Source organism: Saccharopolyspora griseoalba, assembly GCF_042665275.1.
In the GTDB taxonomy this organism is placed as follows: Bacteria; Actinomycetota; Actinomycetes; order Mycobacteriales; family Pseudonocardiaceae; genus Saccharopolyspora; species Saccharopolyspora griseoalba.
Window position 1 is genome coordinate 25,631 of sequence record NZ_JBHTCJ010000008.1, and the last position, 24,945, is coordinate 50,575.

Here is a 24,945-nt window from a genome sequence, read left to right on the forward strand (position 1 = left end):
GTGCCTGGTCGTGGAGGAAGCGGATGCGGGCGACGTTGATCTACGGGGCCGGTGACGTGCGGGTGGAGGAGGTGCCGGACCCGGAGCTGCGCGAGCCCACCGACGCGATCGTGCGGGTGGTGCGCAGCTGCGTGTGCGGCAGCGACCTCTGGCCCTACGCCTCGCGCCCGGCCACGTCCGAGGGGGGCCGGATCGGGCACGAGTTCCTGGGCGTGGTCGAGGAGGTCGGTTCCGAGGTGTCCGGGCTGGCCGCGGGCGACCTGGTGGTGGCTCCGTTCGTGTGGGCCGACAACACCTGCGACTTCTGCTCCGAGGGCCTGCAGACGTCCTGCAGGCACGGCGGCGGCTGGGGCCAGGACGGCGTCGACGGCGGTCAGGGCGAGGCGGTGCGGGTGCCGCAGGCGTCCGGAACGCTGGTGAAGCTCCCGGTCGGCGAGGACTCCGAGCTGCTGCCCTCGCTGCTGACGCTCTCCGACGTCTTCCCGACCGGCCACCACTGCGCGGTCACCGCCGGGGTCGACGAGCGCACCTCGGTGACCGTGATCGGCGACGGCGCCGTGGGCCTGTGCGCGGTGCTGGCCGCCAAGCGCCTCGGCGCCGAGCGGATCGTCCTGATGGGGCGGCACGCCGCGCGCACCGACCTCGGGCGCGAGTTCGGCGCGACCGACGTGGTCCCGGAGCGCGGCGAGGAGGGCATCGCCCAGGTCCGCGACCTCACCGGCGGCGACGGCACGCACCGCGTGCTGGAGTGCGTGGGCACCAAGCCCGCGCTGGAGATGGCCCTCGGCGTCATCCGCGAGGGCGGCGCGGTCAGCCGGGTCGGCGTGCCGCAGTACGAGGAGGGGCCGATGGGCGTGGCCGAGATGTTCTTCCGCAACATCACCCTCACCGGCGGCGTGGCGCCCGCCCGCGCCTACATCGAGGAGCTGCTGCCCGACGTGCTCGAGGGCGAGGTCCGGCCGGGCCGGGTCTTCGACCGCACCGTGGGCCTGGACGAGGTGCCCATCGGCTACCGGGAGATGGCCGACAGGGAGGCCCTGAAAGTGTTGGTCGAGCCCTGATCGAACCCCGCGCGCCGACCGCGGAGACGAGAATCGGGGCATGACTTCCTTCGACCCGCACGCCCTGCTCGCCGAGAGCACGCTGGGCGTGCTCGCCACGATCAAGGCCGACGGACGCCCGCAGATGTCCCCGGTGCGCCCCTTCTTCGACCCGGGCACCGGCGACATCCTCATCTCCACCCGCGAGGGCCTGGCCAAGGCCCGCAACCTGCGCCGCGACCCGCGCGCCACCATCGAGGTCACCCGCGCCGACGGCCGCGCCTGGGCCACGGCCGAGGGCACGGCGATGATCACCGGCCCCGGCGAGGACCCGAACGGCCCCGAGGTGGACGCGCTGGTCGACTACTACCGCCGCGCCGCCGGCGAGCACCCGGACTGGGCGGAGTACCGGGCGAGCATGGTCGCCGATCGCCGGATCCTGCTCACCATGACCGTCGACCACGTCTACGGCGCCGACATCAGCGCCAGCTGACCCGGGACCGCGCCGTTCCGGCCGGTCACCACCAGCCCGGGAGCTGACCGTCTCGACCCCTCGCGCCGGCATGGCCGTTCCTATCGTTTTTCGATAGATTATCATCGTTGCTCGATCGAAGGAGTGCCGATGAGGCTGTGGGCCGTGCTGGCGTTGCGGGTGGTGCTCGCGCTGCTGCTGGGCGGGTCGGTATTCGTGCAGGCGGTGATGGTCCCGCTGCTGGCCGCCGACCTGGGCCAGCTCGCCCCGGAACACGCCTGGCTGAAGGCGCCGCTGATCGCGGTCGTCGTGCTGGGCGTGGTGTGCTGCCAGGTGATCCTCGTCTGCGTGTGGCGGCTGGTGACGATGGTCCGGCGCGACACCGTGTTCTCGCCCGGGGCGTTCCGCTACGTGCACGTGGTGATCGGCGCCCTGGTCGCCGCCGCGGCGGTGGTGTTCGCGCTGGCCTGCCTGCTGGCACCCGGCGAGGCGGTCGCACCGGGCGTCGTACTGCTGATCTGCGGCGTCGTGCTGGCGGTCCTCGGGATGGCGCTGATCGTGCTGGTGCTGCGCGTGCTGCTCGCGCAAGCGGTGGCGCTCGACGCCGAGCTGAAAGACGTGATCTGATGCCGATCGTCGTCGACATCGACGTGATGCTGGCCAAGCGCAAGATGTCCGTGGGCGAGCTCGCCGAGCGGGTCGGCATCACCCCGGCCAACCTGGCGGTGCTCAAGAACGGTCGCGCCAAGGCCGTGCGGTTCACCACCCTGGGAGCGCTGTGCGAGGCCCTGGAGTGCCAGCCAGGCGACCTGCTGCGCTGGGAGCAGGCCGAGCAGACCGCAGAGACCGCCTGGAGCTGAGGGCTGTTCGGACGGGCACGCGCGGGGGCCGCCCCGCCACCGCCGCGTGCCCGAGCAGCGGCTAGGCCAGGTCGAGGACGGCGTAGCCGAAGGGCCGCACGTCGAGGACCTTCCCGTCCACCTCGACCCCGCCGTCGACCACCGGTCGCGCGCTGGCCAGGCGGCCGTCGTCCACGGTGACCGCCACCCGCTCGCGGCTCGGGTTGACCGCGACCAGGAACCGATCGCCGCGCAGGTAGGTCAGCGGGTAGCCGGTCTCGAGAACCCGCACGTCCCCGGAGGTCCCCAGCTCCGGGTGCCGCTTGCGCAGCTGGAGCAGGCGGCGCACGAAGTGCAGCAGCGAACCCTCGTCGGCCAGCTGCGCCCGCACCGAGGGGCGGTTCGGGTCCGGGTCGATCGGGATGTAGAGGTCCTCGGGCGCGGCGGTGGAGAAGCCCGCGTTGGGCCCGTCGTCCCACTGCATCGGGGTGCGGTTGCGCTGGCGCCCGGCGCTGCCCTCGACCTCCGGCAGGCCCTCGACCGCGCGCATGCCGATCTCCTCGCCGTAGTACAGCGTCGGCACCGACGGCCAGGTCAGCAGGAAGGCGAACGCGGCGGGGATCTCCTCGGGCCGGCGCACCCCGTTGTTCAGCCGCGTCGCGCTGTCGTGGTTGGCCGAGATCAGCAGCGTGCGCCCGCCGTGCTCGCCGATGGCCTCGCGGGCCTGCCGCCAGGCGTCGACGAAGATCTGGGCGGTCCCGGTGCCCTCGGCGGAGAAGTACGGGTTCTCCGCCCACAACGACTTCCACGCCGCGCCGTCGCCGGGCCCGTTGACCGGCAGGAAGAAGTCGCCGGAGAAGCCCGCGGGCACCGAGGTCGCCGGATCGCCCCACTCGGCGATGAGCACCGCATCGGGGTGCTCGGCGTCCAGCCAGGCGCGCATCTCGCCCCACAGCTCGCCGGTCTCCACCCAGCCCGGGTCGTCCTTGACCAGCGTGGCGGCCATGTCGCAGCGGAACCCGGACACGCCGAGGCGCAGCCGGACGGGTCGCTGCCGGAGTCCTTCGTCGCCTCGCCGGGACCGCGTCCCGGCGCCTTCCTGAAGAACTACTACGAGACCCAGCCCGCGCTCACACCATGAACGATCGCCTGGAGACGACCATGCCCGCTCCCGAAACTTGACTACGTATGCACAAACGCGATCAATGTAGCGCCTCAGAGCGATGTCGAGAACCCCTTGCTACGTATTCACGCCACGTCGGAGTCCGGAGGCGCCCTTGCAACGACCAATTCTGGATACCTAATATCCTGGATATGCGGATGAACGAGGGCGTCGAGTGGGCGGTGCACAGCTGCCTCAACCTCGCCTGGCTCGGCGAGGACCGCGCGGTGCCCGCCGCGCGGCTGGCGGCGTTCTACGAGCTGCCCGCCGCGTACCTGAACAAGCAGCTGCAGGCGCTGACCCGAGCGGGGATCCTGACCTCGGTCCCCGGCCCCAAGGGCGGCTTCCGGCTCGCGCGGCCGATCGCCAAGATCACCCTGATGGACGTGGTGGCCGCGATCGACGGCGAGGAAGAGGCCTTCCGCTGCACCGAGATCCGCTTCCGGGGCGGCTCCGGCGGCGGCCGGACACCGGCCAACCCGAAGCCGTGCACGGTGGCGAGCGGCTTCCGCAAGGCCGAGATGGCCTGGCGGCGGGAGCTCGCCGCGCGAACGCTCGCCGACATCACGTCCGAGGTGGAGCGCACCAATCCCGGCGCACCGGACCGGGTCCGGCGCTGGTTCGACGACAACCGCTGAGCGACCCGCCCTCCCGGCGGGAACCGCGCGGCGACGGATTCTGGATACTAGATATCCGAGAAAGGGGAACGGAGATGCGGGATCGGCTCGACAACCTGCGCACCGACGCCGCGGAGGGCTTCCGGGCGATGTTCGCGCTGGAGGACTTCCTGCGCGGCGGACCGGTGCCGAACGACCTGCTGCACCTGGTCAAGCTGCGGGTCAGCCAGATCAACGGGTGCGCGTTCTGCGTGGACATGCACGTCAAGGAGGCCGAGCGCGGCGGCGAGAGCTCCGAGCGCCTGCACTCGGTGGCGACGTGGCGGGAGGCGACGGTGTTCACCGAACCCGAGCGCGCCGCGTTCGAGCTCGCCGAATCGGCCACGCGCATCGCCGACGCCCCGCACGGCGTTCCCGACGACGTCTGGCAGCGGGCGCAGGAGCACTTCGGCGAACAGGAGTTGAGCTCGCTGGTGCTCGCGATCGCGGCGATCAACGCCTGGAACCGGATCAGCGTGGCGAACCGGACCACCCCGGGGGCCTTCGCGCGGTGAGCCTCTCCGGTCCCGGCCGGAAGCGAGCTCGCCAGACGACCAGCGCGAGACCGAGCGCGAGCAGCACCGCGACGAACACCGCGAAGATCCACATCAGGCCCGGGGTCGGCACGAAGATGCCGGCCCCGGGCACTCGGATGCGCCAGCCCGCCGCGTAGGGCTCGGCGCCGTAGGTGTGCACCAGCGGGGTGTCGACGGGCGGCTCGGCCGCGGCCGCATGCTCGGCGAGGAACCCCGCGGTCATCCGCACGATCCCGGGCGGCGCCCAGCCGTCCTCGCGGATCAGCAGGGCCGCCAGGGCCAGCGTCGGCACCGGTAGCAGCGCCAGCTCCGCTCGCAGCGCGCTGCGGGCGGGCTGGACGAGCACCAGGACCGCCGCGAGCAGCGCCAGCAGCAGACCAGCCGCCGTCACCAGGTCGGCGAGCCAGCCGAGCCGGTACACCGGCGCCCCGGCCACCGACAGGGTGCAGCTCGCGCTCTCCAGCTCGCCGGTGACCCGGTGGTTGCCGTACCCGCCAGCGCACCCGGTCGTCATCCGGACGACGTGGTGCCACCACGCGACGGTCGGCCCCACCAGCACCGCGATCAGCAGCACCGAGGCCACCCGCCCCGGCGCGGTCAGGTTCCGCTCCATGCCCCGACGACGCCGCGGATTCGGACAGGTTGCCCGAAGTCACCTCAACGGGTGCCGATCAACACCCGTCCCAGCGACGCCCACGGCGAAGTTCCCTCGAATTCGACCCGCGAAGAACGAGGGAATTCGACCTCTGGTCAGGTGAGGAGGTGTTCGATGGTGATCGGGGTGCGGCGGACTCGGACGCCGGTGGCGTTGTGCACCGCGTTGGCGACGGCCGCGGCCGCGCCGACCGTCCCGATCTCGCCGAGCCCCTTGGCCCCGACCGAGTTGTGCAGGGTGTCCGGGTACTGCACGAAGCGCACGCCCACATCGGGGACGTCGGCGTTGACCGGGACCAGGTAGCCGGCGAGATCGCCGTTGGCCGTCCGGCCGTTGCCCTCGATCTCCAGGTCCTCGTGCAGCGCCGCCGAGATGCCCCAGATCATCCCGCCGACGATCTGGCTCCGCGCCGCCTGCGGGTTGATGATCCGGCCGGCGTCGAACACCCCGAGCATCCGGGACACCCGCACCTCGCGGGTCCGCGAGTGCACCTTGACCTCCGCGAACTGGGCGCCGAACGAGCTGAACGAGTGCTTGTCCAGCTCCTCGCCGGGAGCCGAGGACCCGGTCACCGCCAACGACTCGCGGCCCAGCTCCCGCAGCAGCTCGCCGAAGGTCATGCTGCGCCCCTCGCCGAAGATCCGGCCGTCGGCGTAGCCGACCTCCTCGCCGGCGAACGGGGCGCCGCGCTCGGTGGCCAGCGCGAGCAGCGCGTCGGTCACCTCGGCGGCCGCGGCCATGATCGCGGTGCCGACGCTGGCGGTGGCCGTCGAACCGCCGGACATGCCGCCCTCGGGGAACGCCGAGTCGCCGAGCCGCGGCGTGACCCGCTCCTGCGGGATGTCCAGCGATTCCGCGGCGACCGAGGACATCACGGTCAGCAGCCCGGTGCCCGGGTCGGCTCCGCTGGTGGACACCACGACCGCGCCGTCGGCGCCGAGCCGGATCTCCACCTCGGCCGGGAAGCGCAGCGCCGGGAACATCGCGGTCGCCACGCCCATGCCGACCTGCCAGTCCCCCTCGGTCCGCCCGTTCGGCGAGCGGTCGGCCCAGCCGAACTCGCGAGCTCCGACGTCGAAGCACTCGTCGAGGTGCTTGCTGGACCACTGCAGGTCCTTGCCGGGCGGCGCCGCGGAGTTGTTCCGCCGCCGCAGCTCGATCGGGTCCGCGCCCAGCTCGACCGCGAGCTCGTCGATCGCGCTCTCCAGCGCGAACGAGCCGGGCGCTTCACCTGGTGCGCGCATGAACGTCGTCTTCGGGACGTTGAGCGGCACGACCTTCTGGCTGACCGCCATGTTGGGCGTCGCGTACCACTCGGCCGAGGTCGCGTGCGAGGTCGGCTCCACGAAGGACCGCTCGATGTCGGTGGTGCACACCGAGTCGTGCCGCAGCGCGACGAGCCTGCCGTCGCGCTCGGCGCCGAGGGTGATGGTCTGCAGCGTGGCGGCGCGACCCGCGGTAGCGGTGAAGACCTGCTCGCGGGTCAGCGCCGCCTTGACCGGCCTGCCCAGCTCCCGCGACGCCGCCGCGGCCAGGAACGCCGGGGTGGCGGTGCGGCCCTTGCCGCCGAAGGCGCCCCCGACGTAGGGGTTGATCGCGTGCACCTTCGAGACGTCGAGGCCCAGCGCGATCGCCAGCTCGTTGGCCTGCATGCTGGTCGACTGGCTGCCGCTGCGCACGGTCAGCTCGCCGTTCTCCCAGCTCGCGACCGCCGAGTGCGGCTCCATCGCGGCGTGGTTCTGCCCCGCGGTGCGGTAGGTCGCGCGGACGACCACCGGGCTGGCCGCGATCGCGTCCTCGATGGACTCGATGCCCTCGGCCAGCACCACCTCGTCGTCCCGCCCCGAGGGCTCGGCGGCGTCCAGGCCGTCCTCGAACGAGGTCAGCGCGGGCCGCTCGAGGTAGCTCACCCGGACCAGCCCCGCGGCGTGCCGGGCCTGCTCGAAGGTCTCGGCGACCACGAAGCCGATCGGCTGGCCCCAGTGGTTGATCTCGCGGTCCTGCAGCGGGACCCAGGTCGCGCCCAGCACCGGCGATTCCGGCGTGTTCAGCGGGAACGACCGCATCGGCGTGTACACCGCGAGCACGCCGGGGGCGGCCTCGGCCGCGGTGACGTCCACGTCCTCGATCTCGCCGTTGGAGATGGTGCTCAGCACCAGGTAGCCGTGCACCGTGCCGGGCGGGTTGTGGTCCGCCCCGTACTTCGCCCGCCCGGTGACCTTCTCCGGGCCGTCCAGCCGCGCCGTCACCGGCTGCTCCCTTCGGTGAGTTCGAGCAGGGCGCGGACGATCGTCCGCTCGAGCAAGGGCGCCTTGAAACCGTTGTGCGCCAGCGGCTTCGCGCCGTCGGCGGCCCGCTCGGCGGCCGCCTCGAAGGCCTCGGTCGTCGCGGGCCCGCCGCGCAGCGCGTCCTCCACCGCGCGCAGCCGCCACGGCACGGTGGCCACACCACCGGCCGCGACCCGCGCGTCGACCACTCGCCCGTCGGCCACGTCCAGCGCGACCGCGGCCGAGGTCAGCGCGAACTCGTAGGACTGCCGGTCGCGGACCTTGACGTAGGTGGAGTTGGCCGCGAAGCCGAGCTCGGGCACGACCACCTCGCCGATCAGCTCGCCCTCGCGCAGGTCGTGCTCGACCTCCGGGGTCCGCCCCGGCTGCCGGTAGAAGTCGGTCAGCGCCACGGCGCGATCGCCGTCCGGGCCGGTGAGCAGCACCTCGGCGTCCAGCGCGACCAGGGCCACCGCCAGGTCGCTGGGGTGGGTGGCCGCGCAGTGCTCGCTGGTGCCCAGGATCGCGTGCATCCGGTTGGCGCCCTCGATCGCCGGGCAGCCGCTGCCCGGTTCGCGCCGGTTGCAGGGCATCGCGGTATCGCGGAAGTACGAGCAGCGGGTGCGCTGCATCAGGTTCCCGCCGATGCTGGCCATGTTGCGCAGCTGCTGGGAAGCGCTGAGCAGCAGGGCGCGCGAGATCACCGGCGGCACGCCGGGGTGCTCGGCCACGTCGGCCATCCGCTCCAGCGCGCCGACGCGCAGGCCCGCGGAGGTGTCGATGCCGCGCAGCGGGAGGCGGTTGATGTCCTGCACCACGTCCGGGGCGAGGACGTCGAGCTTCATCAGGTCGACCAGCGTGGTGCCGCCGGCCAGGAAGGTCCCCGGCTCGGCGACCGCGGCCTCGACGGTCTCGGGTGCGGTGAGCTCAAAGGGTCGCATCGGCCTGCCTCGCCTGGTCGACTGCCGCCACGATGTTCGGGTAGGCCGAGCAGCGGCAGATGTTGCCGGACATGAACTCCCGGACGTCGTCGACGTCCTGCTCGACCGCCGCGACGGCCGACATGATCTGCCCGGAGGTGCAGAAGCCGCACTGCAACGCGTCCTGGTCGAGGAAGGCCTGCTGCACCGGGTGCAGCCGCTCCCCGTCGGCGAGACCCTCCACAGTGGTCACCGGCTCGGTGACGGTGGCGGCCAGGGTCAGGCAGGACAGCACGGGCCTGCCGTCGACGTGCACGGTGCAGGCACCGCACTGACCTCGGTCGCAGCCCTTCTTCGGTCCGGTGATGCCGAGGTGCTCGCGCATCGCGTCGAGCAACGTGACGCCGGGTTCCGCGCTGAGCTTCTCGGTGCTGCCGTTGATTTCGAGTGAGATGTCCACTGGATCTCTTTCCCGCGGACCGCCGGCAGTGCCGGCGGGTGGTGGTGGGAGCGCGAAGTTCGGAAGAACCGAGCGGATATCCATCCGCTTCCGGCTCGCGGACAAAGGTAGCGGATTTCTATCCGCTAGGCAATCGAACGCAGCTCCCCTCAGGTCTTCCCAGGTCGGTGGACGCGTGCATTACATTTCATGGTGCACGGCGGCAGCAGGAGGGGCGATGACGACGGGCTCGGTGAGTCCCAGGCGCGCGGACACCAGGCGCAACCACGAACTCATCCTCGCCGCAGCGGCCCGGTCGCTGGCCCAGTCGGGCGCGGTGTCGTTCAACGCGATCGCCAAGCAGGCCGGAGTCGGCGTCGGCACGGTCTACCGGCACTTCCCCACCCCGGAGGGCCTGATCCTGGCCGTCTACGACCGCGAGGTCACCCACCTGGTCGAGGTGGTGCCGCAGCTGCTGGCCGAGCACGATCCGGCGTCGGCGTTCCGGCTGTGGGTCACCGATCACCTCGCGCACTACATGATGACCAAGCGCGGCCTGGCCACCGCGCTGTCGGCCAGCCGCTCGGAGCTGCCGTCCAGCGCCTACGAGCGGATGCTCGGCGCGCTGACCACGCTGCTGGAGGCGAACGCGGCGGCGGGGACCATCCGCCAGGACCTCACCCCGGAAACGGTGCTGGGCGGCCTCGGCGGCCTGTTCTTCCTGCACCCGGACGGCGACTGGCACACCCAGGCCGCGGGGCTCACCGACCTCCTCTGGCGGGGCATGAGCACCTGAGCACCGAGCGAGCCCGCCGCCGCGCTCCTACGCGTTGAAGGCGAGGGTCCGGGCGTAGTTGACCCGGGAGTTGAGGTCCATCGCGGTCATCGGCGAGAGGACCGGAACCTGCGTGACGTGCATCAGGCCGGGCCCCTGCACGGTGACCTGCGCCCACCCGCTGGTGCGCTCCTCCTTGACCAGCAGGAAGAGCAGACCGAGGAAGCAGAACCAGACGAACAGCACGGTCAGCACGATCGCCCACGCGGGGATCGTCCGCTCGGTCCGGCTCATGTCGGTGAACGTCCAGGTCGTGCCCGCGATCGGCGCGCGCCCGGAGGGCGTGATCACCTCTTGCCCGGTGCAGGCGATGTCGCCGATGGTCACCAGGACCGGAGCCGAGCCGTCGAACTGATCCACAGCGCCGACCCTACAAGCCGGCCCACCGCTCCGGGCCCGGTTCGGCGAAGCCTGCCCCAGCGCTTCGAGCCCCGTGCTTTTTCATCAGAAGTCCCGGATGCCGAGCGCCCCGGGACTTTTGATGAAAAAGGGCGCGGGCTCGGGTGGCTGCCGCGTCGCGCTTCCGAGCGGGGCTAGTCGAGCCACTCCAGGGCTGCGGTGGTCAGGGCGCGGATGCCGGTGGTGAGGGTGGGTTCGATCCGCGGGGCGAAGAACGGCGAGTGGTTGGACGGGATGTCGCGCGCCGTGGTGCCCTTCTCCGCCGCCGCGCGGTACTCGGCCGGGTCGGTGCCGCCGATGAACCAGTAGCAGGTGGGCACGCCGGCCGCGGTGCCGAACAGGCCGACGTCCTCGCTGCCCATCGCGCGGTCCAGCTCGACCACCGCGTCCTCGCCGAGACCGGAGCGCATCGCCGAGGCCGTGCGCGCGGTGGCCTCGGGATCGTTGACCAGCAGCGGGAACTCCGTGCTGCGCTCGAACTCCGGCTCCCGCTCGGCGCCGGACGCGACCGCCTCGGCGCGCACGATCCGCCGCACCGCCTCCAGCACCCGCTCCCGCACGCCCTCGTCGAACGAGCGGATGTTGACCAGCAGCTCGGCCCGGTCGGAGATGATGTTCTCCTTGCTGCCCGCCCGGATCGAACCGACCGTGACCACGGCCGCCTCGTCCGCCCCGACCTCGCGGGAGACCACGGTCTGCAGCCGAAGCACGGCCGCGGAGGCCATCACCACCGGGTCGATCGAGTTCTGCGGCTGCGAACCGTGCGCGCCGCGACCGAACATGGTCACCTTCAACCCGTCGGCGGCCGACATGCTGGGCCCGGACATCACGCCGACCAGCCCGGCTTCGAACGGGAACACGTGCTGCCCCAGGCACACGTCCGGCTCGGGGAACCGCTCCAGCAGCCCGTCGTCGAGCATCGCCCGCGCGCCCCGCCCGATCTCCTCCGCGGGCTGGAAGACCGCCACGACGGTGCCCGACCACCGCTGGCGGGCGTCGGCCAGCAGGTCGAGCGCGCCGATCAGGCAGGTCACGTGCATGTCGTGCCCGCAGGCGTGCATCACGGGCACCTCGGTGCCGTCGGCGGTCGTGCCGCGCCGGGTGCTGGCGTGGGCCAGCCCGGTCTGCTCGGCCACCGGAAGCGCGTCGAAGTCCGCGCGCAGCAGCACCGTCGGCCCGTCGCCGTTGCGCAGCACGCCGACCACCCCGGTGCCGCCGACACCGGTGGTGACCTCCAGCCCGAGCGCCACCAGCCGGCGCGCGACCTCGGCCGCGGTCCGGTGCTCCTGGAACGACAGCTCCGGATTGGCGTGCAGGTCCTCGTACAGCGAGATCAGCTCGTCCCGGATCTCGTCCAACCGACCGAACTCCACGACCCCTCCCGTTCATCGGCACCGCAGCGATCGTCCACCGCGGAACACCGAGGTTCAACCGGGCGCACCGGCCGGACCTCAGCGGTGGGCCGGGAACTCCACGACCTGCTGGTATGTGGGGCGGTTCTGCCAGCTGATCGGGTCCTGGGCGATGCCGCCGATCTTGCTGTGCACGATGGCGTCGGCGCACCACTGGTCGCCCGGATCGCAGTCCGCGTCGCCGGGATAGGTCTCCTCCGAGGGCACCTCGGCGGCCTGCCGCAGCGCGTCCAGCAGCACCGCCCGGCAGGCGTTCGGATCGCCGTTGCCGCAGAGGGATTCGCCGAACCCGCCGGGAACCCGCTCGCCCAGGGCCGCGCGGACGTCCTTGGAGACCTGCCCGTACCAGCCGTACTGGAACGCCGAGCCCTGGTGACCCTGCCCGACGTGCAGACCGGGTTCCCCGTTCTGCCAGCCCGACGGGGACTCGTTGATCTGCATGACCCGGGTCAGCGCCCGGTACGCCTCGGCGCCGAGGGCGGGTTCGAACTCGCCGCGCACCAGCAGCGGCCACCACGCGTCGAAGAGCTCGATCGCCTCGGCGTGCGCGTAGCGCCTGCTGCCCGGCTCGTTCTCGACCCGCCGCCCGCCGTCGGCCAGCCAGGCGCGCAGCTGGTCGAGCAGCTGCTTCGCGCCGGGGTCGTCGACCGGGGCGGTGTCGATGAGCCGCAGCAGGTCGGGCAGCACCCGCTCGGCCCGCAGGTCGGTCAGGCCCGCGTCGGCCATCGCCCGCACCAGCTCGACCCGGCTGAACGGGTCGCCCGCCTCGATCTGCTCGCGCACCCGGCGGTCCAGCAGGTCACCGCGCTGCACGGCGTTCTTCTCCGCGCTCGCTCCGGCGGTCCCCGGGGCCTGCTTGTTGTTCCAGGAGATGTAGTAGTCCTGGTCGATCGAGTTCGGGTGCGCGGAGAACGGCGCGAGGTCCGCGGTGTTGTCCGCCGGGTTCCAGCCCCTCCAGTCGTTGGCCGGAGCCGAGGCGATCGGCATGCTCGGGTCCACGTGCGGCTGTCGGACCACGTTGGCCCCCGAGTTGAAGTAGGCCGTGTCCTCGGCGTCCGCGTAGAACCAGTTGAAGGTGTAGTTGATCTCGTGCGCGACGCGCTGGAAGTCGCTCGCGGAGCGGATCGCCCCGGGGTCGTTGAACTTCTGGAACCCGATGATCGAGTCGACCTCGTGCAGGAACGTGGAGCGCGCCGTGGTGAACGCGACCGGTTCGCCGTCGACCGTCCCGCGGTGGGTGACCGGCCCGTAGCGGGTCCGGAAGGACACCAGCCGGTAGGAACCGGGCGGCGTGTCGTCGCCGAGGTTGGGCGTCCAGGAGTTCTCGCGCTCCACGGTCCGCATCGGCAGGCACTCGCCGCGGAACAGGTAGTGGTTCGAGTCCTCGGCGACCGGCCCGCCCTCAGGGTCGCAGAGCCGCACCGCGTAGGTGTCGATGATGTCCTGCGCGGCGGTCGTCGCGCTCCACGCGTAGTCCTGGCCGCGGCCGAGCAGGGTGTAGAAGCTCAGGCCCGCGAACGAGGCGCCCTTGGAGGAGATCCCCGGGCCCTGCAGCTCCTGCAGGGTCAGCAGCTGCGGCGAGAAGTAGCCGGTCTGCGGGCCGAAGACGGCGACCGGGTGGCCGCTCTCGGTGTTGTCCCCCGAGACCACCAGGGCGTTGGACATCCCCCGCGACTCGCCCATGCCCTCCGGGAACAGGCCGTCGTCGAACATGCCGCGCAGCGCCTCGGCCCCGGCGCCCGCGGGTTCCGGGTTGGTCGTCTCCGGGCGGTCCGGGGTCTCCGGGGAGGTCGCCGCCGAGCCGCTGCGGTCGAACACCAGCTGCTGCGGCTCGACCGAGCCCGGGTCCGGCATCGCGGCGCCCTTCGGGTCGGCGGGCGCGTTGGCGTACGGGAAGGACCGGCCGTCGTGGACGGTGCTGATCGCCTCGGGGTCGTTCTCGGCGCGGAAGGCCTGCCAGATCCGCTCGCCGCGCGCCGCGCCGAAGCGCTCGTGCAGCGCCATCCGGGCGATGGCGTTCTGCACCTCGCCGCCTCCCCCGCCGCCGAACTGGGCGCCGACCAGGGATGCCAGCACCACCAGGTCGGTGAGCTTGAACGGCTGGATCTCGCCGACGTTGGTCACCGGGTCGACGTGCCCGGTCGCGACGTACTCGCCCGGGAAGTAGCGCCCCTCGTGGGCCTTCTCGATGTAGTCGTTGATGCCCTCGACGTAGGACTCGGCGTCCTGCAGGGCGGTCCGGCCGCGCTCGCCGGATTCGGCCACCGCGTCGATCTGCTGCTGCAGCTCCTGCTCGGTGTAGGGCGCTGCGGCGAAGAAGCGCTGTTCGAGCTCCCGGTTGGCCTGCGCGCCACCGGCGAACGGCGTGACCTCGCCGCGGCCGGCGCGGCGCATCGCGTCCATCAGGAACAGCTTGTCCTCGGCGGTGGCGTAGCCCGCGCCGAAGGTCGTCCCGGCGCGGGTCGATCCGTAGACGTGCGGGATGCCCGCGGTATTGTCCCGGACGATCGTGACGTCCGCGCGCGGCGAGTAGCGACGTTCGACCTGGTCCTCGGGCACGCCGAAGGAGTTGTCGTCGAAGAACTCCCGGATGGTTCCGGTGGTCAGCTGCGAGTACCCGTGCGCCAGCGCGTCGTACTCGCCCAGCTGGTCGTCGGAGTGCGGCGGCCGGGTGCCCAGCAGCATGTGCGAGACCAGCTCGGCGAACGTCGCGTTGCCGTTCTGCCCCGGCGGCAGGATGTGGTCGCACTGGCCCCGGCAGTAGTCCTCCGGGGGCTGCGGTTCGGGCGCGGCGCTCGCGGCGGGAGCGACCAGCAGGGAACCCGCGGTGGCAGCTGCGATGAGAGCGGCCAGCACGCGCGAACGTCGCGGCATACCAGGTCCTTCCGGGTCCGAGGACGTCGTGGCAACCGGACGTTAGCCATCCGAGAATAAACTTGAAAAGAACTCACGTTGCGAATGCACCTAATGGCGCAACCGGCGCGCCTTCCCGCCGCACGCCGCGCGAACGACGGGAAGGCGCCACCAGACCAAATTCCCTCCCGAACCCAACACGGATTGGGAGGCCATTCCGCATCCCGATTGGGAGGTGATTCGGGGTCCGGCTGGGAGGTGATTCGGGCGGGGTGGGGTCAGGCGGATTTGACCTGGTTGCGCTGGGCGCCGAGGGAGTCGATCTGCATCTCGACGACGTCGCCCGGCTTGAGGTAGGGGAAGCGCCCGGACATGGCCACGCCCTCCGGGGTGCCGGTGATGACCAGATCGCCCGGCTCCAGGGTGAGGTACTGGGAGAGGTGGCGGACGATCTCGCCGACGCCGAAGATCATGTCGGCGGTGCTGGAGTCCTGGCGCGGTTCGCCGTTGACCCAGGAGCGCAGGCTCAGCGCCTGCGGGTCGTCGATCTCGTCGGCCGGGACCAGCCACGGGCCGACCGGGTTGAAGGTCTCCGCGCACTTGCCCTTGGACCACTGACCGCCGGACTGGTCCTTCTGGAAGGCCCGCTCGGAGATGTCGTCGGCCAGCACGTAGCCGGCCACGTGGGAGAGCGCCTCCTCGGCGGTGTCCAGGTAGCTGGCCCTGCGGCCGATCACCGCGCCGAGCTCGACCTCCCAGTCGACCTTCTCGGCGCCCCGCGGGATCAGCACCTCGTCGTGCGGGCCGACCACGGTGTTCGGGTGCTTGAAGAACAGGATCGGCACGTCCGGCGGCGCGGACCCGGACTCGGCCGCGTGCGCCGCGTAGTTCTGCCCGATGCACAGCACCGCCGTCGGCCGGGCGATCGGCGCGCCCAGCCGCAGCCCGCTGCCGTCGCCCGGGTCGTCGACCGCGGGCAGCGCGCCGTCGTCGAGCGCCGCGCGGGTGCGCGCGATGCCGTCGCCGGAGAGGAACGCGCCGTCGGTGTCCCCGGTGAGCGGGGCCAGGTCGAACACCCGGCCCGCGCTGTCCTGCACGTGCGGCTTCTCCGCCCCGGCGGGGCCCAGCCTCAGAAACTTCATCGATTCTCCCGGCGAGAGCAGGCTTCACATTCTTGAAGCGGGTTCAACCGCGAGAAAATCTGTCAGGGCGAAGACCAGCCGTCAAGGCCCGGCTCATCGCCGCAGCTGCGCCTCGATCTGCCCGATGACCTTGCCCAGCGAGATCCGGGTCTCCTCGATCCAGCCCGGGCCGCAGCGCGGGGTCGGGGCCGCCACGGACATGGCCGCGATGACCTCGCCGGAGTGGTCGTGGATCGGCATCGCCACGCAGCGGCAGCCGATGATGTACTCCTCGTCGTCGGCGGCGTACCCGGTCTCCCTGGCCCGCTGGACCTCGGCCAGCAGCGCGTCGAAGTCGGTGACCGTGTTCTCGGTGAACCGCTCCAGGCTCGCCCCGGCGTAGCGGCGGCGCAGCTCGTCGTCCTCGACCCCGGTCAGCAGCGCCTTGCCCAGCCCGACCGAGTGCGCGGGCAGCCGCATGCCGACCGCGGTGACCAGCTTCATCGGCTGCGGGGACTCGGCGATGGCGATGTAGACGTTCTCGGTGCCGTCCAGCCGGGAGAGCTGCACGGTCTCCCCGGTGAGCTGCGCGAGGTCCTCCATCAGCGGCAGCGCCAGGCCGACGATGTCCCGGTGACCGGTGTACCCCTGCCCGACGGTCCAGGCCTTGAGCCCGAGGCCGTACGTGCGGGTGGTCGCGTCGAACTCGACGAAGCCGCGGTGCACCAGGGTGCCGAGCAGCCCGTGCACGCTGGACAGCGGCAGGTGCAGGGTCTCGGCGATGTCGCTGAGCCGGTGGCGCCCGCGGGAGAGCAGTTCGAGGATGACCAGGGCCCGATCGGCGGACTTGACGACGTTGTACCCGCCCGGTTGTTGCTCAGCGGTGAACGATTCCGCCTTCACGCCGTTGTTCCTCCTGCTCACTCACGTCCCCCCGACCTACCGAACAGTACAGCGAGCACCCGGGATGCGCGCGACCATGGGCCGATGGACGCAGGCACGCGGTTCGCCCCGCTGGCACCGGACGTGGATCTGCCGGCCGCCGAGCGCCGCCGCATCGAGCGGTGGCGCGCGCAGCGCGTTTTCGAGCGCAGCCTGGAGCGCACCGAAAGCGGTCCGCGCTGGGTGTTCTACGAGGGGCCGCCCACGGCCAACGGCACCCCGGGAACCCACCACGTCGAGGCCCGGGTGTTCAAGGACGTCTTCCCGCGCTTCCGCACCATGCAGGGCTACCAGGTGCCGCGCCGCGCCGGCTGGGACTGCCACGGCCTCCCGGTGGAGCTGGCCGTGGAGCAGGAGCTGGGACTGTCCGGCAAACCGGACATCGAGCGCATCGGCATCGCGGAGTTCAACGAGCGCTGCCGCCGCTCGGTGCAGCGCTACGTCGGCGCGTTCGAGGCGGTAACCGCGCGGATGGGCTACTGGATCGACCTGTCCGCGGCCTACCGGACGATGGACCCGGACTACGTGGACAGCGTGTGGTGGGCGCTCGCGCGGATCTTCGACGCCGGGCTGCTCACCGAGGACTACCGGGTGGCGCCGTACTGCCCGCGCGACCAGACCACGCTCTCCGAGCACGAGGTCGCCCAGGGCTACGAGACCGTCGAGGACCCCTCGGTCTTCGCGCGGCTGCCGGTGCTGGGCGAGCTGGCCGGGCACTCGGGGGCGGAGCTGCTGGTGTGGACGACGACGCCGTGGACGCTGGTGGCCAACACCGCGATCGCGGTGCACCCGGAGGCCACCTACCTGCTGATGCGCACCGGAGAGGGGACCTTCGCGGTGGCCGAGCAGCGCGCGGGCGCGGTCCTCGGCGAGGGCGAGGTGCTGGCCCGCGTGCCCGGCCGCGAGCTCGCCGGGGTGCCCTACCGGAGGCCGTTCGAGCTGGTCGAGATCGCGGGAGCGCATCGGGTGCTGGCGGCCGACTACGTCTCCACCGAGGAGGGAACCGGCCTGGTGCACCTGGCCCCGGCCTTCGGCGCCGACGACCTGGAGGTCTGCCGGGAGAACGGGCTGCCGGTGGTCAACCCGGTCGGCGCCGACGGCCGGTTCGGCGAGATCGACCTGGTGGGCGGCGCGTTCTTCAAGGACGCCGACCGGGTGCTCGTCGAGGACCTGGACCGGCGCGGGCTGCTGCTGCGGCACGAGCGCTTCGAGCACGCCTACCCGCACTGCTGGCGCTGCCACACGCCGCTGATGTACCGCGCGCAGCCGTCCTGGTACGTCCGCACCACCGAGGTCGCGGACGCGCTGCGGCGGGAGAACGAGTCCACCAACTGGTACCCCGCGCACGTCAAGCACGGGCGCTTCGGCGACTGGCTCGCGGGAAACGTGGACTGGGCGCTGTCCCGCAACCGCTACTGGGGGACGCCGCTGCCGCTGTGGCGCTGCGAACGCGGCCACGTCACCGCGGTCGCCTCCCGCGCCGAGCTGGGCGAGCTCGCCGGGCGGGACCTGACCGAGCTGGACCCGCACCGGCCGTTCGTCGACGAGATCACCTTCGACTGCGCCGAATGCGGTTCCCGCGCCACCAGGGTCCCGGAGGTGATCGACGCCTGGTTCGACTCCGGTTCGATGCCGTTCGCGCAGCTGGGGTACCCGCACCGGACGGGCAGCGCGGCGGAGCTGACCCGCAGCTACCCGGCGGACTACATCTGCGAGGCCATCGACCAGACACGCGGGTGGTTCTACACGCTGATGGCCGTGGGCACGCTGCTGTTCGACCGCTCCAGCTACCGGAACGCGGTGTGCCTGGGCCACATCGTGGCTTCCGACGGGCGCAAGATGAGCAAGCACCTCGGCAACGTGCTCGAACCGATGGAGCTGATGGAGCAGCACGGCGCGGACGCCCTGCGCTGGTTCATGCTCTGCAGCGGTTCGCCGTGGTCGCCGCGGCGGATCGGGCACGAGCAGCTGCGCGAGATCGTCCGGAAGGTGCTGCTGACGTACTGGAACACCGCGGCGTTCTTCACCCGCTACGCCGCGCTGAGCTGGGCGGCCGGGGACGAGCCCGAGCTGCGCCCGGCGCTGGACCGCTGGGTGCTGGCCAGGGCGCACCGGCTGACCGCGGAGGTCACCGAGCGCCTGGAGGACTACGACACCGCCGGTGCCGGGCGGGCGCTGGCGGACTTCGTCGACGAGCTGTCCAACTGGTACGTCCGCCGGTCCCGGCAGCGGTTCTGGGACGGCGACCCGAACGCGCTGAACACCCTGCACGAAACCCTCGACCTGCTGACCAGGCTGCTGGCGCCGTTCATCCCGTTCCTCACCGAGGAGGTCTGGGAGCACTGCGTGCGCCCCGGCGCACCCGATGCGCCGGACTCCGTCCACCTGGCCGAATGGCCGCTTCCCGCACCGGTTCTGGTCGACGAGGCGCTGCTGGCCCAGGTGGACGTCGAGCGGCGCCTGGTGGAGGCCGGGCGCGCGGCGCGGCGGGACGCCGGCGTAAAGGTGCGGCAACCGCTGGACCGGGCGCTGATCAGCGCGGAGCTGCCCGAGGAGCTGCGCGCCGACCTGGCCGAGGAGCTCAACGTGCGCGAGGTGACGACGCTGGATTCGGCCGGCGAGGTGCTGGAGGTGACGGTCAAGCCCGACTTCCGCGCGCTGGGGAGGCGATTCGGCAGCCGCACCCAGCAGGTCGCCGAGGCCATCGGCGCGCGCGATCCCGCCGAGCTCACCGCCGAACTGCGCGCCGGGGACGCGGCGACGGTCCTGGTGGACGGCGCCGAGGAGCGGATCGGCGCCGAGGAGGTGCGGATCAGCCAGGTGCCGCGGTCGGGGTGGGCGGTGCGGTCCCAGCAGGAGGTGACCGTCGCGCTGGACACCGCGATCACGCCGCAGCTGCGGCTGGCCGGGCTGGCCCGCGAGGTCATCCGCTTCGTGCAGGACTGCCGCAAGCGCGACGGCCTGGAGATCACCGATCGCATCGCGCTGCACTGGCAGGCCGGCGGCGAGACCCGCGAGGCGATGCTCGCGCACGCGAGCGAGATCGCCGAGGCGGTGCTGGCCGTCGAGGTCGTCGAATCGGAGGCCGACGAGCACACCGACCCGGAGCTGGGGCTGGGCGTGCGGCTGGTGCGGTGACCGCGGGCCGCGCGGGCCCCGGGACGGGAACCTGCGCGGCCCGCTCGGGCGAGGATCAGGAGTTCACCTGCGCCATGATCTCGTCGTAGTAGGCACCCACCCGGGCGTAGACGCCGGGGTAGCCCTCGCGGGCGCAGCCCTGGCCCCACGAGACGACGCCGATCAGCTTGTTGTCGGCGATCATCGGCCCGCCGGAGTCGCCCTGGCAGCTGTCCAGACCGCCCTCAGGGACGCCAGCGCAGACCATGCCCGCCGGGTCGTACTCCTGGTAGGCGCCCTTGCAGGTCTGGTCGGAGGTCACCGGGACGTCGACCTTCTGCAGGTGGTCGGACTGCTCGCCGCCCTCGCTGGTGGCGCCCCAGCCGAGCACGGTGGCCGGAGTCCCCTCGGCGTAGGTCGGGTCGTCGGGCGCGGGCGCCAGCTCGATCGGCGCCTCCTGCACCGGGGCGCCGAGGGTCAGCACCGAGACGTCGAATCCCTTGGCCGCGTCCTGGTACTCGGGGTGCACCCAGATGTTGGTGACGTCGGAGACGGTGCCCTCGTTCGAGCTCATCACGGTGCGGCCGCTGACCACCTTGACGTCCGAGGCCTGCGAGCCGGTGGTGCAGTGCGCGGCGGTGAGCACCTTGGTCGGCGAGACGAGGGAGCCCCCGCAGAACTGCTGGCCGTCGGCGGTGGTGAGCCGGACGGTGAACGGGTAGTCGGCGATGTCGGCGTCCTCGCCGCCGACGATGTAGGGGTTGACCTCGTCGGCGGGCGCGGACGGAGCGGCCTGCGCGACCGAGGCCGAGGTCAGCGCGGCGGCCGCGATCGCGGCGGCACCGGCCATGCGGGCGAGGCGACGTGGGGCATCGACCATCGTGTACTCCTTGTTCGAAGGTCCTGCCGCGGGAGCGCGGGAGAGCCTGCCTTCCCTCGCTGCGCGCCCCCAGCGGCAAGCTTGATCGAACGGTAACCGCCGGTCACCAACCGTCGAAAGCACCCGAATTTGCCGTTTTAACCATTCCACCAGGCATTTTCCCCGAGAAGCCCTCACCCCACGAACGAAACCCGTTGCGAACCAACAAAACCCTCACGGCGGCTGAACTCCGCAACTTCTCCGGAAAGCGAGGCGCAAGCGGCGGAGCCGCGAGCCGAATCCCCGCCTGAGCAGCCGGCACCGCCGCGGGTTCTGAGGCGTCGCGTGGCGAGGACAGCCGCGACGCCGCGTCGGCTACTCAAGGGAGCGGATCCCGCAGCCACGCGGCGCCTCAGGTTCCGCCACCCGCGCCGCCGAGCGAGAAGACCACGAGCCCCGAAGAGAAGGAGTGTCCCCTCGGAGGCACCCCGATCTGCTTCCGAGGGGACACTGCCAACCTCGGCCGGACCCCTCCGACCGGTGCCGTCGATCCCCGAAACCGACGACTCGCGCGCACGCCGACCCCGACAGCCGGGCGGACGCGTCATCTATGGTGTACCGATCTCGGGTGCACTATTCCAGGGCCAATCGGTGGAGCTCACTCGATTGATCGTTCAACCTGCCGGCCCAACCGCGGCGACTCCGCCCGGAAACCCGCCCAGCGCGGAGATTCCGGGCAAACCGCCTACTTGGCGACGAGCCCGGCGTCGTAGGCCAGCAGACCCGCCTGCAACCGGTTGTCGCACTCGATCTTGACCAGCATCCGCGACACGTAGCTCTTCACCGTCGCCTCGGAGAGGTGCAGCCGCGCCGCGATCTGCGCGTTGGACAGGCCCCGCCCCAAGCAGGTCAGCACCTCCACCTCGCGCTCGGTGAGGTCGCGGACCAGCCGCACCGCTCGCTCCCGGGCGCTCTGCTCGCCGCCGGAGGCCGCCAGCAGCCTGCGCTTGGCCTCCTCGGACAGCACCGTGTGGCCGTCGGCGGCCACCCGCACCAGGCCGATGAGGTCCTGCGGCGGGGTCGACTTGACCAGGAAGCCGGCGGCCCCGGCGCGCAGCGCCCGCAGCACGTACTGGTCGGCGTCGAAAGTGGTCAGCGCGACCACGGCGGGATGGTCGGGAACGGCGCAGATGCGCTCGGTGGCGGTGAGCCCGTCCACCCCGGGCATCCGCAGGTCCATCAGCACCACGTCCGGGCGGTGGCGGACCACGGCCTCCACCGCCGCGGCGCCGTCGTTGGCGTCGTCGACGACCTCGACGTCCTCGGCCGAGCCCAGGATGGTGCGCAGGTGCGCGCAGACCATGGGTTCGTCGTCGACCACGACGACGCGGATCGGCTCAGGCATCGGCGGCCTCCTCGGTGGGCACGTACCCGGGCAGTATCGCGTCCACCTCGAAGCCCCCGCCGTCGGTGGGCCCGGCTCGGAAGGTCCCGCCGACCAGCTCGACCCGCTGCCGCAGCCCGCGCAGCCCGACCCCGGCGCCGCTGCCCGCCAGCTCGGCGGGGCCGCGCGGCGCGGTGTTGCGCACGGTCAGCCGCACCCGGTCGTCGCTGTAGACCGCGCTCACCCGCACCGACGCGCCCGCGGCGTGCTTGTGCACGTTGGTCAGCGCCTCCTGCACCACCCGGTAGGCGGTGCGGGCCACCGCCGGGGTGACCAGGTCGGGCTCGCCCTCCGCGGTGAACTCCACCGGCACGCCGATCGCCTCGGACTGGGCGATCAGCTCGCCCAGGTCCGGGACCTGCTCGGGCGGTCCGTCGCCGCGCCCGGGTTGCCGCTCGTCCTCGCCGCGGCGCAGCACGCCGACCAGGTCGCGGAGCTCGGCCAGCGCCTCGGCTCCGCTGCCGCGCAGTTCCTCGGCGGCCTGCCGGACCGCCGGGTCGGTGCTCGCCACGCCGAGGGCGCCCGCCTGCAGCACCATCAGGCTCACCCGGTGGGTGACCACGTCGTGCATCTCCACGGCCAACCGGGCCCGCTCCTCGGCGCGAGCCTGCTCGGCCAGCAACCGCTGCTCCCGCTCGGCGCGCTCGGCTCGCTCCTGCAGCGCGTTCATCAGCTTGCGGCGCGCGCCGATGTAGAGGCCGAGGATCGCGGGCAGCACCGTCCAGATCGCGGCCGCGACGATCGGATCGGTGCCCGGCAGGGTCCAGGGCCGGAACGCGACCAGCGCGAGCACGCCGATGAGCGCCCAGACCCACACCCGCTTCGCCCGCGGCCCCGAGGCGTAGACGACCGCCGCGTAGACCGCGAACGGGGTGACCCCCGGTCCCCACGGGTCGGTCTCCAGGTTGTTCTGCAGCAGCGGCCCGGGCCCGAACTCGATCAGCAGCGCCTGCGCGGCGGCCAAGGCCGCGGCCGCGGACAGCAGCACCACCGGGAAGCGGCGCCGGGCGACCAGCAGCAGGTCCATCAGGCCGTTGAGCACCTGGCTGGCCCACACCCCGCCGATCCACGCGTAGGCGTCGAGCGGGGTCTCGGGTTCGTACAGGTAGCCCAGCAGGCGCCCGGTCAGGTGCAACCCGATGACCAGGCTGATGTCGAAGACGGCATCGCGCTTGGAATCCCACAGCAGCCGCCACAGCGGGCCTCTCACGCCGCCCACGGTAGCCGCGCGGTCCGGCCGGAACGGGGTGGAAGCACCCTTCGCCGGGGTGCGGGTCAGACGAAAGTTGCACCTGCCGGTGCGGCTCGCAACCTTCGACGCCCGCATCGACGACCAACCGCCGTGTCGGGAGGCGGGGCCCGCGGGCTGAACTGGAGGCATCTTCCGACGCCTCTGGGGGCAACCATGACCGCAACGCTGACCGCCGAACCGGTCACCGACGGGAGACTCCCCGCCTTCGCGCGGTGGCCGGTGCTGCTCGTCGCCGGTCTCACCGCGCTCGCGCACGCCATCGCGGGCGCGTTCGGGGACTACTGGATCGACGAGGTCTACATGCTCGCGATCGGAGAGCACCACCCGAGCTTCGGCTACGCCGACCAGCCACCGCTGGCGCCGCTGATCGCCGCCGCGATGGACGGGATCGCGCCCGGTTCGATGATCGCGCTGCGGCTGCCCGCCGCGCTGGCCACCGGCGGTGCGGTGCTGCTGACCGGTCTGCTGGCCCGCGAGCTGGGCGCGCCGCGACGCGGGCAGGCGCTCGCCGCCTTCGCCGCGGCGACCGGCCTGTGGACGGCGATGATCGGGCACTTCGTGGCGCCCTACACCTTCGAGCCGGTGCTGTGGCTGGCCATGCTGCTGCCGCTGGTGCGCTGGCTGCGCCAGCACGCCCGGGGCGCCGCCAACGATCGCCTGCTGCTGGTGTTCGGCGCGCTGCTCGGCATCAACCTGCTGATGAAGTTCCAGGTGGCGCTGCTGTGCCTGGCGCTGCTCATCGGGGCGCTGGCCGTCGGCCCGCGCGCGGTGCTGGCCCGGCCGAAGCTGTGGCTGGGCGCGGGGATCGCGCTGGTCCTGGCCTCGCCCACGCTGATCTGGCAGGCGCTGCACGGCTGGCCGCAGCTGCGGATGGCGTCGGTGGTCGCGCGGGAGGCGGAGTTCCTCTTCGGCGGCCGCACCGGTTCGACGATCATGATGGTGGGCTTCGCCGGGATCCTCGGCTCCGGGCTGGTGCTGGTGGGCACCTACCGGCTGCTGACCCGCCCCGACCTGCGGCCGCACCGGCTGTTCGCGGTGGCCGCGCTGGTGCTGTTCGTCTTCTTCGTCATCTCGGTCGCGCGGCCCTACTACGTCGTCGGCCTCTACGGCGTGCTGCTCGCCGCCGCGGTGGTCCCCCGGAACCGACCGGCCGGGCCGTCCCGATGGGGGTGGGCGGTTTGGCCGGTCTGCGCGCTGTCGCTGGCCGCGGCGGGCGCGCTGCTGAACCCCGCGGCGCTGAGCAGCGAGGAGATGCCGATCCCGGTCAGCGAGAAGGTCGCCCGCGACGCCTCGCGCGCCTACACCGCGCTGCCACCGGCCCAGCGGGAGCGCACCGCCGTGCTGGGCGAGAGCTACATCCTCGCCGCGATGGTCGAGGTCGGGCAGGACGCCCACGAGCTGCCCGCGGTGCACAGCCCGCACCGCGGTTACGGGTACTTCCCGCGGCCCGGCGAGGACGTTGACAACGTGGTCTTCGTCGGCCGGGACCCCGCGGCGGTCCGGGGCTACTTCGACGAGGCGGAGCAGGTCTCGCGGGGCGACGCGTCGGTGTGGGTGCTCACCGGGCGGCACGAGTCCTGGGCAACGATCTGGCCGCGCATCCGGCACCTGTGAGGTCGCCGGCGCGGTCGTCTCGTCGACCGAGCGGCTCCCCCGCGCGGGGCGCACCGCGCCCTCTTGTCCGAAAGGCCCGGCGGGGAGGACGTCGTGCCGACACAATCCGTA

General features: G+C 72.3%; 22 protein-coding genes. 9 read left to right on the forward strand and 13 right to left on the reverse strand.

Features of this window, described 5'->3' with window-relative positions:
- Positions 1 to 23 precede the first annotated feature (23 nt).
- From ACFQRI_RS16415 to ACFQRI_RS16430, 4 genes are all read left to right on the forward strand, one after another.
- A complete protein-coding gene (locus ACFQRI_RS16415) occupies positions 24 to 1,061 on the forward strand; it encodes a zinc-binding dehydrogenase (RefSeq protein WP_380669452.1) in 1,038 nt (345 codons plus the stop codon).
- A gap of 40 nt (positions 1,062 to 1,101) precedes the next feature.
- The gene (locus ACFQRI_RS16420; RefSeq protein WP_380669454.1) at positions 1,102 to 1,533 is read left to right on the forward strand and encodes a PPOX class F420-dependent oxidoreductase; all 432 of its coding nucleotides are present in this window, start codon (positions 1,102 to 1,104) and stop codon (positions 1,531 to 1,533) included.
- Positions 1,534 to 1,662: 129 nt separating this feature from the next.
- On the forward strand, positions 1,663 to 2,139 hold the full coding sequence (locus ACFQRI_RS16425) for a DUF2975 domain-containing protein (protein WP_380669456.1): 477 nt from the start codon (positions 1,663 to 1,665) through the stop codon (positions 2,137 to 2,139).
- Entirely contained in the window at positions 2,139 to 2,372 is a 234-nt protein-coding gene (locus ACFQRI_RS16430) for a helix-turn-helix domain-containing protein (protein WP_380669458.1), read from the forward strand. The genes ACFQRI_RS16425 and ACFQRI_RS16430 overlap by 1 nt, the downstream gene beginning before the upstream one ends.
- Positions 2,373 to 2,433: 61 nt before the next feature.
- Here the strand turns inward: ACFQRI_RS16430 and ACFQRI_RS16435 are convergent, their stop codons facing one another.
- On the reverse strand, positions 2,434 to 3,357 hold the full coding sequence (locus ACFQRI_RS16435; RefSeq protein WP_380669460.1) for an alpha-amylase family glycosyl hydrolase: 924 nt from the start codon (positions 3,355 to 3,357) through the stop codon (positions 2,434 to 2,436).
- Between the two features lie 308 nt (positions 3,358 to 3,665).
- Between ACFQRI_RS16435 and ACFQRI_RS16440 the strand changes: the two genes are divergently transcribed.
- Positions 3,666 to 4,151 carry an RrF2 family transcriptional regulator gene (locus ACFQRI_RS16440; RefSeq protein ID WP_380669462.1) on the forward strand — a complete coding sequence of 162 codons (486 nt, stop codon included), beginning with the start codon at positions 3,666 to 3,668 and terminating at the stop codon, positions 4,149 to 4,151.
- A gap of 74 nt (positions 4,152 to 4,225) precedes the next feature.
- Entirely contained in the window at positions 4,226 to 4,684 is a 459-nt protein-coding gene (locus tag ACFQRI_RS16445; RefSeq protein ID WP_380669464.1) for a carboxymuconolactone decarboxylase family protein, read from the forward strand.
- Here the strand turns inward: ACFQRI_RS16445 and ACFQRI_RS16450 are convergent.
- The 4 genes from ACFQRI_RS16450 to ACFQRI_RS16465 all read right to left on the reverse strand — a co-directional run bounded on the left by ACFQRI_RS16450 (position 4,641) and on the right by ACFQRI_RS16465 (position 9,007).
- On the reverse strand, positions 4,641 to 5,318 hold the full coding sequence (locus tag ACFQRI_RS16450; RefSeq protein WP_380669466.1) for a hypothetical protein: 678 nt from the start codon (positions 5,316 to 5,318) through the stop codon (positions 4,641 to 4,643). The genes ACFQRI_RS16445 and ACFQRI_RS16450 overlap by 44 nt on opposite strands.
- 137 nt (positions 5,319 to 5,455) lie before the next feature.
- On the reverse strand, positions 5,456 to 7,609 hold the full coding sequence (locus ACFQRI_RS16455) for a xanthine dehydrogenase family protein molybdopterin-binding subunit (RefSeq protein WP_380669468.1): 2,154 nt from the start codon (positions 7,607 to 7,609) through the stop codon (positions 5,456 to 5,458).
- Positions 7,606 to 8,568, reverse strand: coding sequence for an FAD binding domain-containing protein (locus ACFQRI_RS16460; RefSeq protein WP_380669470.1), 963 nt, complete (start codon positions 8,566 to 8,568; stop codon positions 7,606 to 7,608). Before ACFQRI_RS16460 ends, ACFQRI_RS16455 begins: the two co-directional genes overlap by 4 nt.
- Complete coding sequence (locus ACFQRI_RS16465; protein ID WP_380669472.1) at positions 8,555 to 9,007, reverse strand: (2Fe-2S)-binding protein; 453 nt, start codon at positions 9,005 to 9,007, stop codon at positions 8,555 to 8,557. The genes ACFQRI_RS16460 and ACFQRI_RS16465 overlap by 14 nt, the downstream gene beginning before the upstream one ends.
- 217 nt (positions 9,008 to 9,224) lie before the next feature.
- Here ACFQRI_RS16465 and ACFQRI_RS16470 point away from each other — a divergent pair, with 217 nt between their 5' ends.
- Positions 9,225 to 9,782, forward strand: a complete 558-nt coding sequence (locus tag ACFQRI_RS16470) for a TetR/AcrR family transcriptional regulator (RefSeq protein ID WP_380669474.1) — start codon at positions 9,225 to 9,227, stop codon at positions 9,780 to 9,782.
- Positions 9,783 to 9,809: 27 nt separating this feature from the next.
- Here the strand turns inward: ACFQRI_RS16470 and ACFQRI_RS16475 are convergent, their stop codons facing one another.
- The 5 genes from ACFQRI_RS16475 to ACFQRI_RS16495 all read right to left on the reverse strand — a co-directional run bounded on the left by ACFQRI_RS16475 (position 9,810) and on the right by ACFQRI_RS16495 (position 16,509).
- The gene (locus ACFQRI_RS16475) at positions 9,810 to 10,181 is read right to left on the reverse strand and encodes a hypothetical protein (RefSeq protein ID WP_380669476.1); all 372 of its coding nucleotides are present in this window, start codon (positions 10,179 to 10,181) and stop codon (positions 9,810 to 9,812) included.
- A 173-nt stretch (positions 10,182 to 10,354) separates the two neighbouring features.
- On the reverse strand, positions 10,355 to 11,593 hold the full coding sequence (locus ACFQRI_RS16480; protein ID WP_380669478.1) for an amidohydrolase: 1,239 nt from the start codon (positions 11,591 to 11,593) through the stop codon (positions 10,355 to 10,357).
- Positions 11,594 to 11,671: 78 nt separating this feature from the next.
- Complete coding sequence (locus tag ACFQRI_RS16485) at positions 11,672 to 14,506, reverse strand: penicillin acylase family protein (RefSeq protein ID WP_380669480.1); 2,835 nt, start codon at positions 14,504 to 14,506, stop codon at positions 11,672 to 11,674.
- A 257-nt stretch (positions 14,507 to 14,763) separates the two neighbouring features.
- A complete protein-coding gene (locus ACFQRI_RS16490; protein WP_380669482.1) occupies positions 14,764 to 15,627 on the reverse strand; it encodes a fumarylacetoacetate hydrolase family protein in 864 nt (287 codons plus the stop codon).
- Positions 15,628 to 15,720: 93 nt separating this feature from the next.
- Positions 15,721 to 16,509 carry an IclR family transcriptional regulator gene (locus tag ACFQRI_RS16495; protein ID WP_380669484.1) on the reverse strand — a complete coding sequence of 263 codons (789 nt, stop codon included), beginning with the start codon at positions 16,507 to 16,509 and terminating at the stop codon, positions 15,721 to 15,723.
- Positions 16,510 to 16,593: 84 nt separating this feature from the next.
- On the opposite strand from ACFQRI_RS16495, the gene ileS reads away from it, so the two are divergent.
- On the forward strand, positions 16,594 to 19,686 hold the full coding sequence (gene ileS, locus ACFQRI_RS16500) for an isoleucine--tRNA ligase (protein ID WP_380669486.1): 3,093 nt from the start codon (positions 16,594 to 16,596) through the stop codon (positions 19,684 to 19,686).
- Between the two features lie 55 nt (positions 19,687 to 19,741).
- Here ileS and ACFQRI_RS16505 read toward each other — a convergent pair whose 3' ends face one another.
- From ACFQRI_RS16505 to ACFQRI_RS16515, 3 genes are all read right to left on the reverse strand, one after another.
- Positions 19,742 to 20,545 carry a S1 family peptidase gene (locus tag ACFQRI_RS16505; RefSeq protein WP_380669488.1) on the reverse strand — a complete coding sequence of 268 codons (804 nt, stop codon included), beginning with the start codon at positions 20,543 to 20,545 and terminating at the stop codon, positions 19,742 to 19,744.
- 724 nt (positions 20,546 to 21,269) lie between these two features.
- On the reverse strand, positions 21,270 to 21,929 hold the full coding sequence (locus tag ACFQRI_RS16510; RefSeq protein ID WP_380669490.1) for a response regulator transcription factor: 660 nt from the start codon (positions 21,927 to 21,929) through the stop codon (positions 21,270 to 21,272).
- Complete coding sequence (locus tag ACFQRI_RS16515; RefSeq protein WP_380669492.1) at positions 21,922 to 23,178, reverse strand: sensor histidine kinase; 1,257 nt, start codon at positions 23,176 to 23,178, stop codon at positions 21,922 to 21,924. The genes ACFQRI_RS16510 and ACFQRI_RS16515 overlap by 8 nt, the downstream gene beginning before the upstream one ends.
- 195 nt (positions 23,179 to 23,373) lie before the next feature.
- Here ACFQRI_RS16515 and ACFQRI_RS16520 point away from each other — a divergent pair, with 195 nt between their 5' ends.
- Complete coding sequence (locus ACFQRI_RS16520; protein ID WP_380669494.1) at positions 23,374 to 24,834, forward strand: glycosyltransferase family 39 protein; 1,461 nt, start codon at positions 23,374 to 23,376, stop codon at positions 24,832 to 24,834.
- The last annotated feature ends 111 nt before the right edge of the window (positions 24,835 to 24,945 follow it).

Coding starts and splice junctions, on each gene's coding strand:
- ACFQRI_RS16415 (WP_380669452.1), top strand. CDS start 24: ATGCGGGCGACGTTGATCTACGGGGCCGGTGACGTGCGGGTGGAGGAG.
- ACFQRI_RS16420 (WP_380669454.1), top strand. CDS start 1,102: ATGACTTCCTTCGACCCGCACGCCCTGCTCGCCGAGAGCACGCTGGGC.
- ACFQRI_RS16425 (WP_380669456.1), top strand. CDS start 1,663: ATGAGGCTGTGGGCCGTGCTGGCGTTGCGGGTGGTGCTCGCGCTGCTG.
- ACFQRI_RS16430 (WP_380669458.1), top strand. CDS start 2,139: ATGCCGATCGTCGTCGACATCGACGTGATGCTGGCCAAGCGCAAGATG.
- ACFQRI_RS16435 (WP_380669460.1), bottom strand. CDS start 3,357: ATGGCCGCCACGCTGGTCAAGGACGACCCGGGCTGGGTGGAGACCGGC.
- ACFQRI_RS16440 (WP_380669462.1), top strand. CDS start 3,666: ATGCGGATGAACGAGGGCGTCGAGTGGGCGGTGCACAGCTGCCTCAAC.
- ACFQRI_RS16445 (WP_380669464.1), top strand. CDS start 4,226: ATGCGGGATCGGCTCGACAACCTGCGCACCGACGCCGCGGAGGGCTTC.
- ACFQRI_RS16450 (WP_380669466.1), bottom strand. CDS start 5,318: ATGGAGCGGAACCTGACCGCGCCGGGGCGGGTGGCCTCGGTGCTGCTG.
- ACFQRI_RS16460 (WP_380669470.1), bottom strand. CDS start 8,568: ATGCGACCCTTTGAGCTCACCGCACCCGAGACCGTCGAGGCCGCGGTC.
- ACFQRI_RS16470 (WP_380669474.1), top strand. CDS start 9,225: ATGACGACGGGCTCGGTGAGTCCCAGGCGCGCGGACACCAGGCGCAAC.
- ACFQRI_RS16485 (WP_380669480.1), bottom strand. CDS start 14,506: ATGCCGCGACGTTCGCGCGTGCTGGCCGCTCTCATCGCAGCTGCCACC.
- ACFQRI_RS16490 (WP_380669482.1), bottom strand. CDS start 15,627: ATGAAGTTTCTGAGGCTGGGCCCCGCCGGGGCGGAGAAGCCGCACGTG.
- ileS (WP_380669486.1), top strand. CDS start 16,594: ATGGACGCAGGCACGCGGTTCGCCCCGCTGGCACCGGACGTGGATCTG.
- ACFQRI_RS16505 (WP_380669488.1), bottom strand. CDS start 20,545: ATGGTCGATGCCCCACGTCGCCTCGCCCGCATGGCCGGTGCCGCCGCG.
- ACFQRI_RS16510 (WP_380669490.1), bottom strand. CDS start 21,929: ATGCCTGAGCCGATCCGCGTCGTCGTGGTCGACGACGAACCCATGGTC.
- ACFQRI_RS16520 (WP_380669494.1), top strand. CDS start 23,374: ATGACCGCAACGCTGACCGCCGAACCGGTCACCGACGGGAGACTCCCC.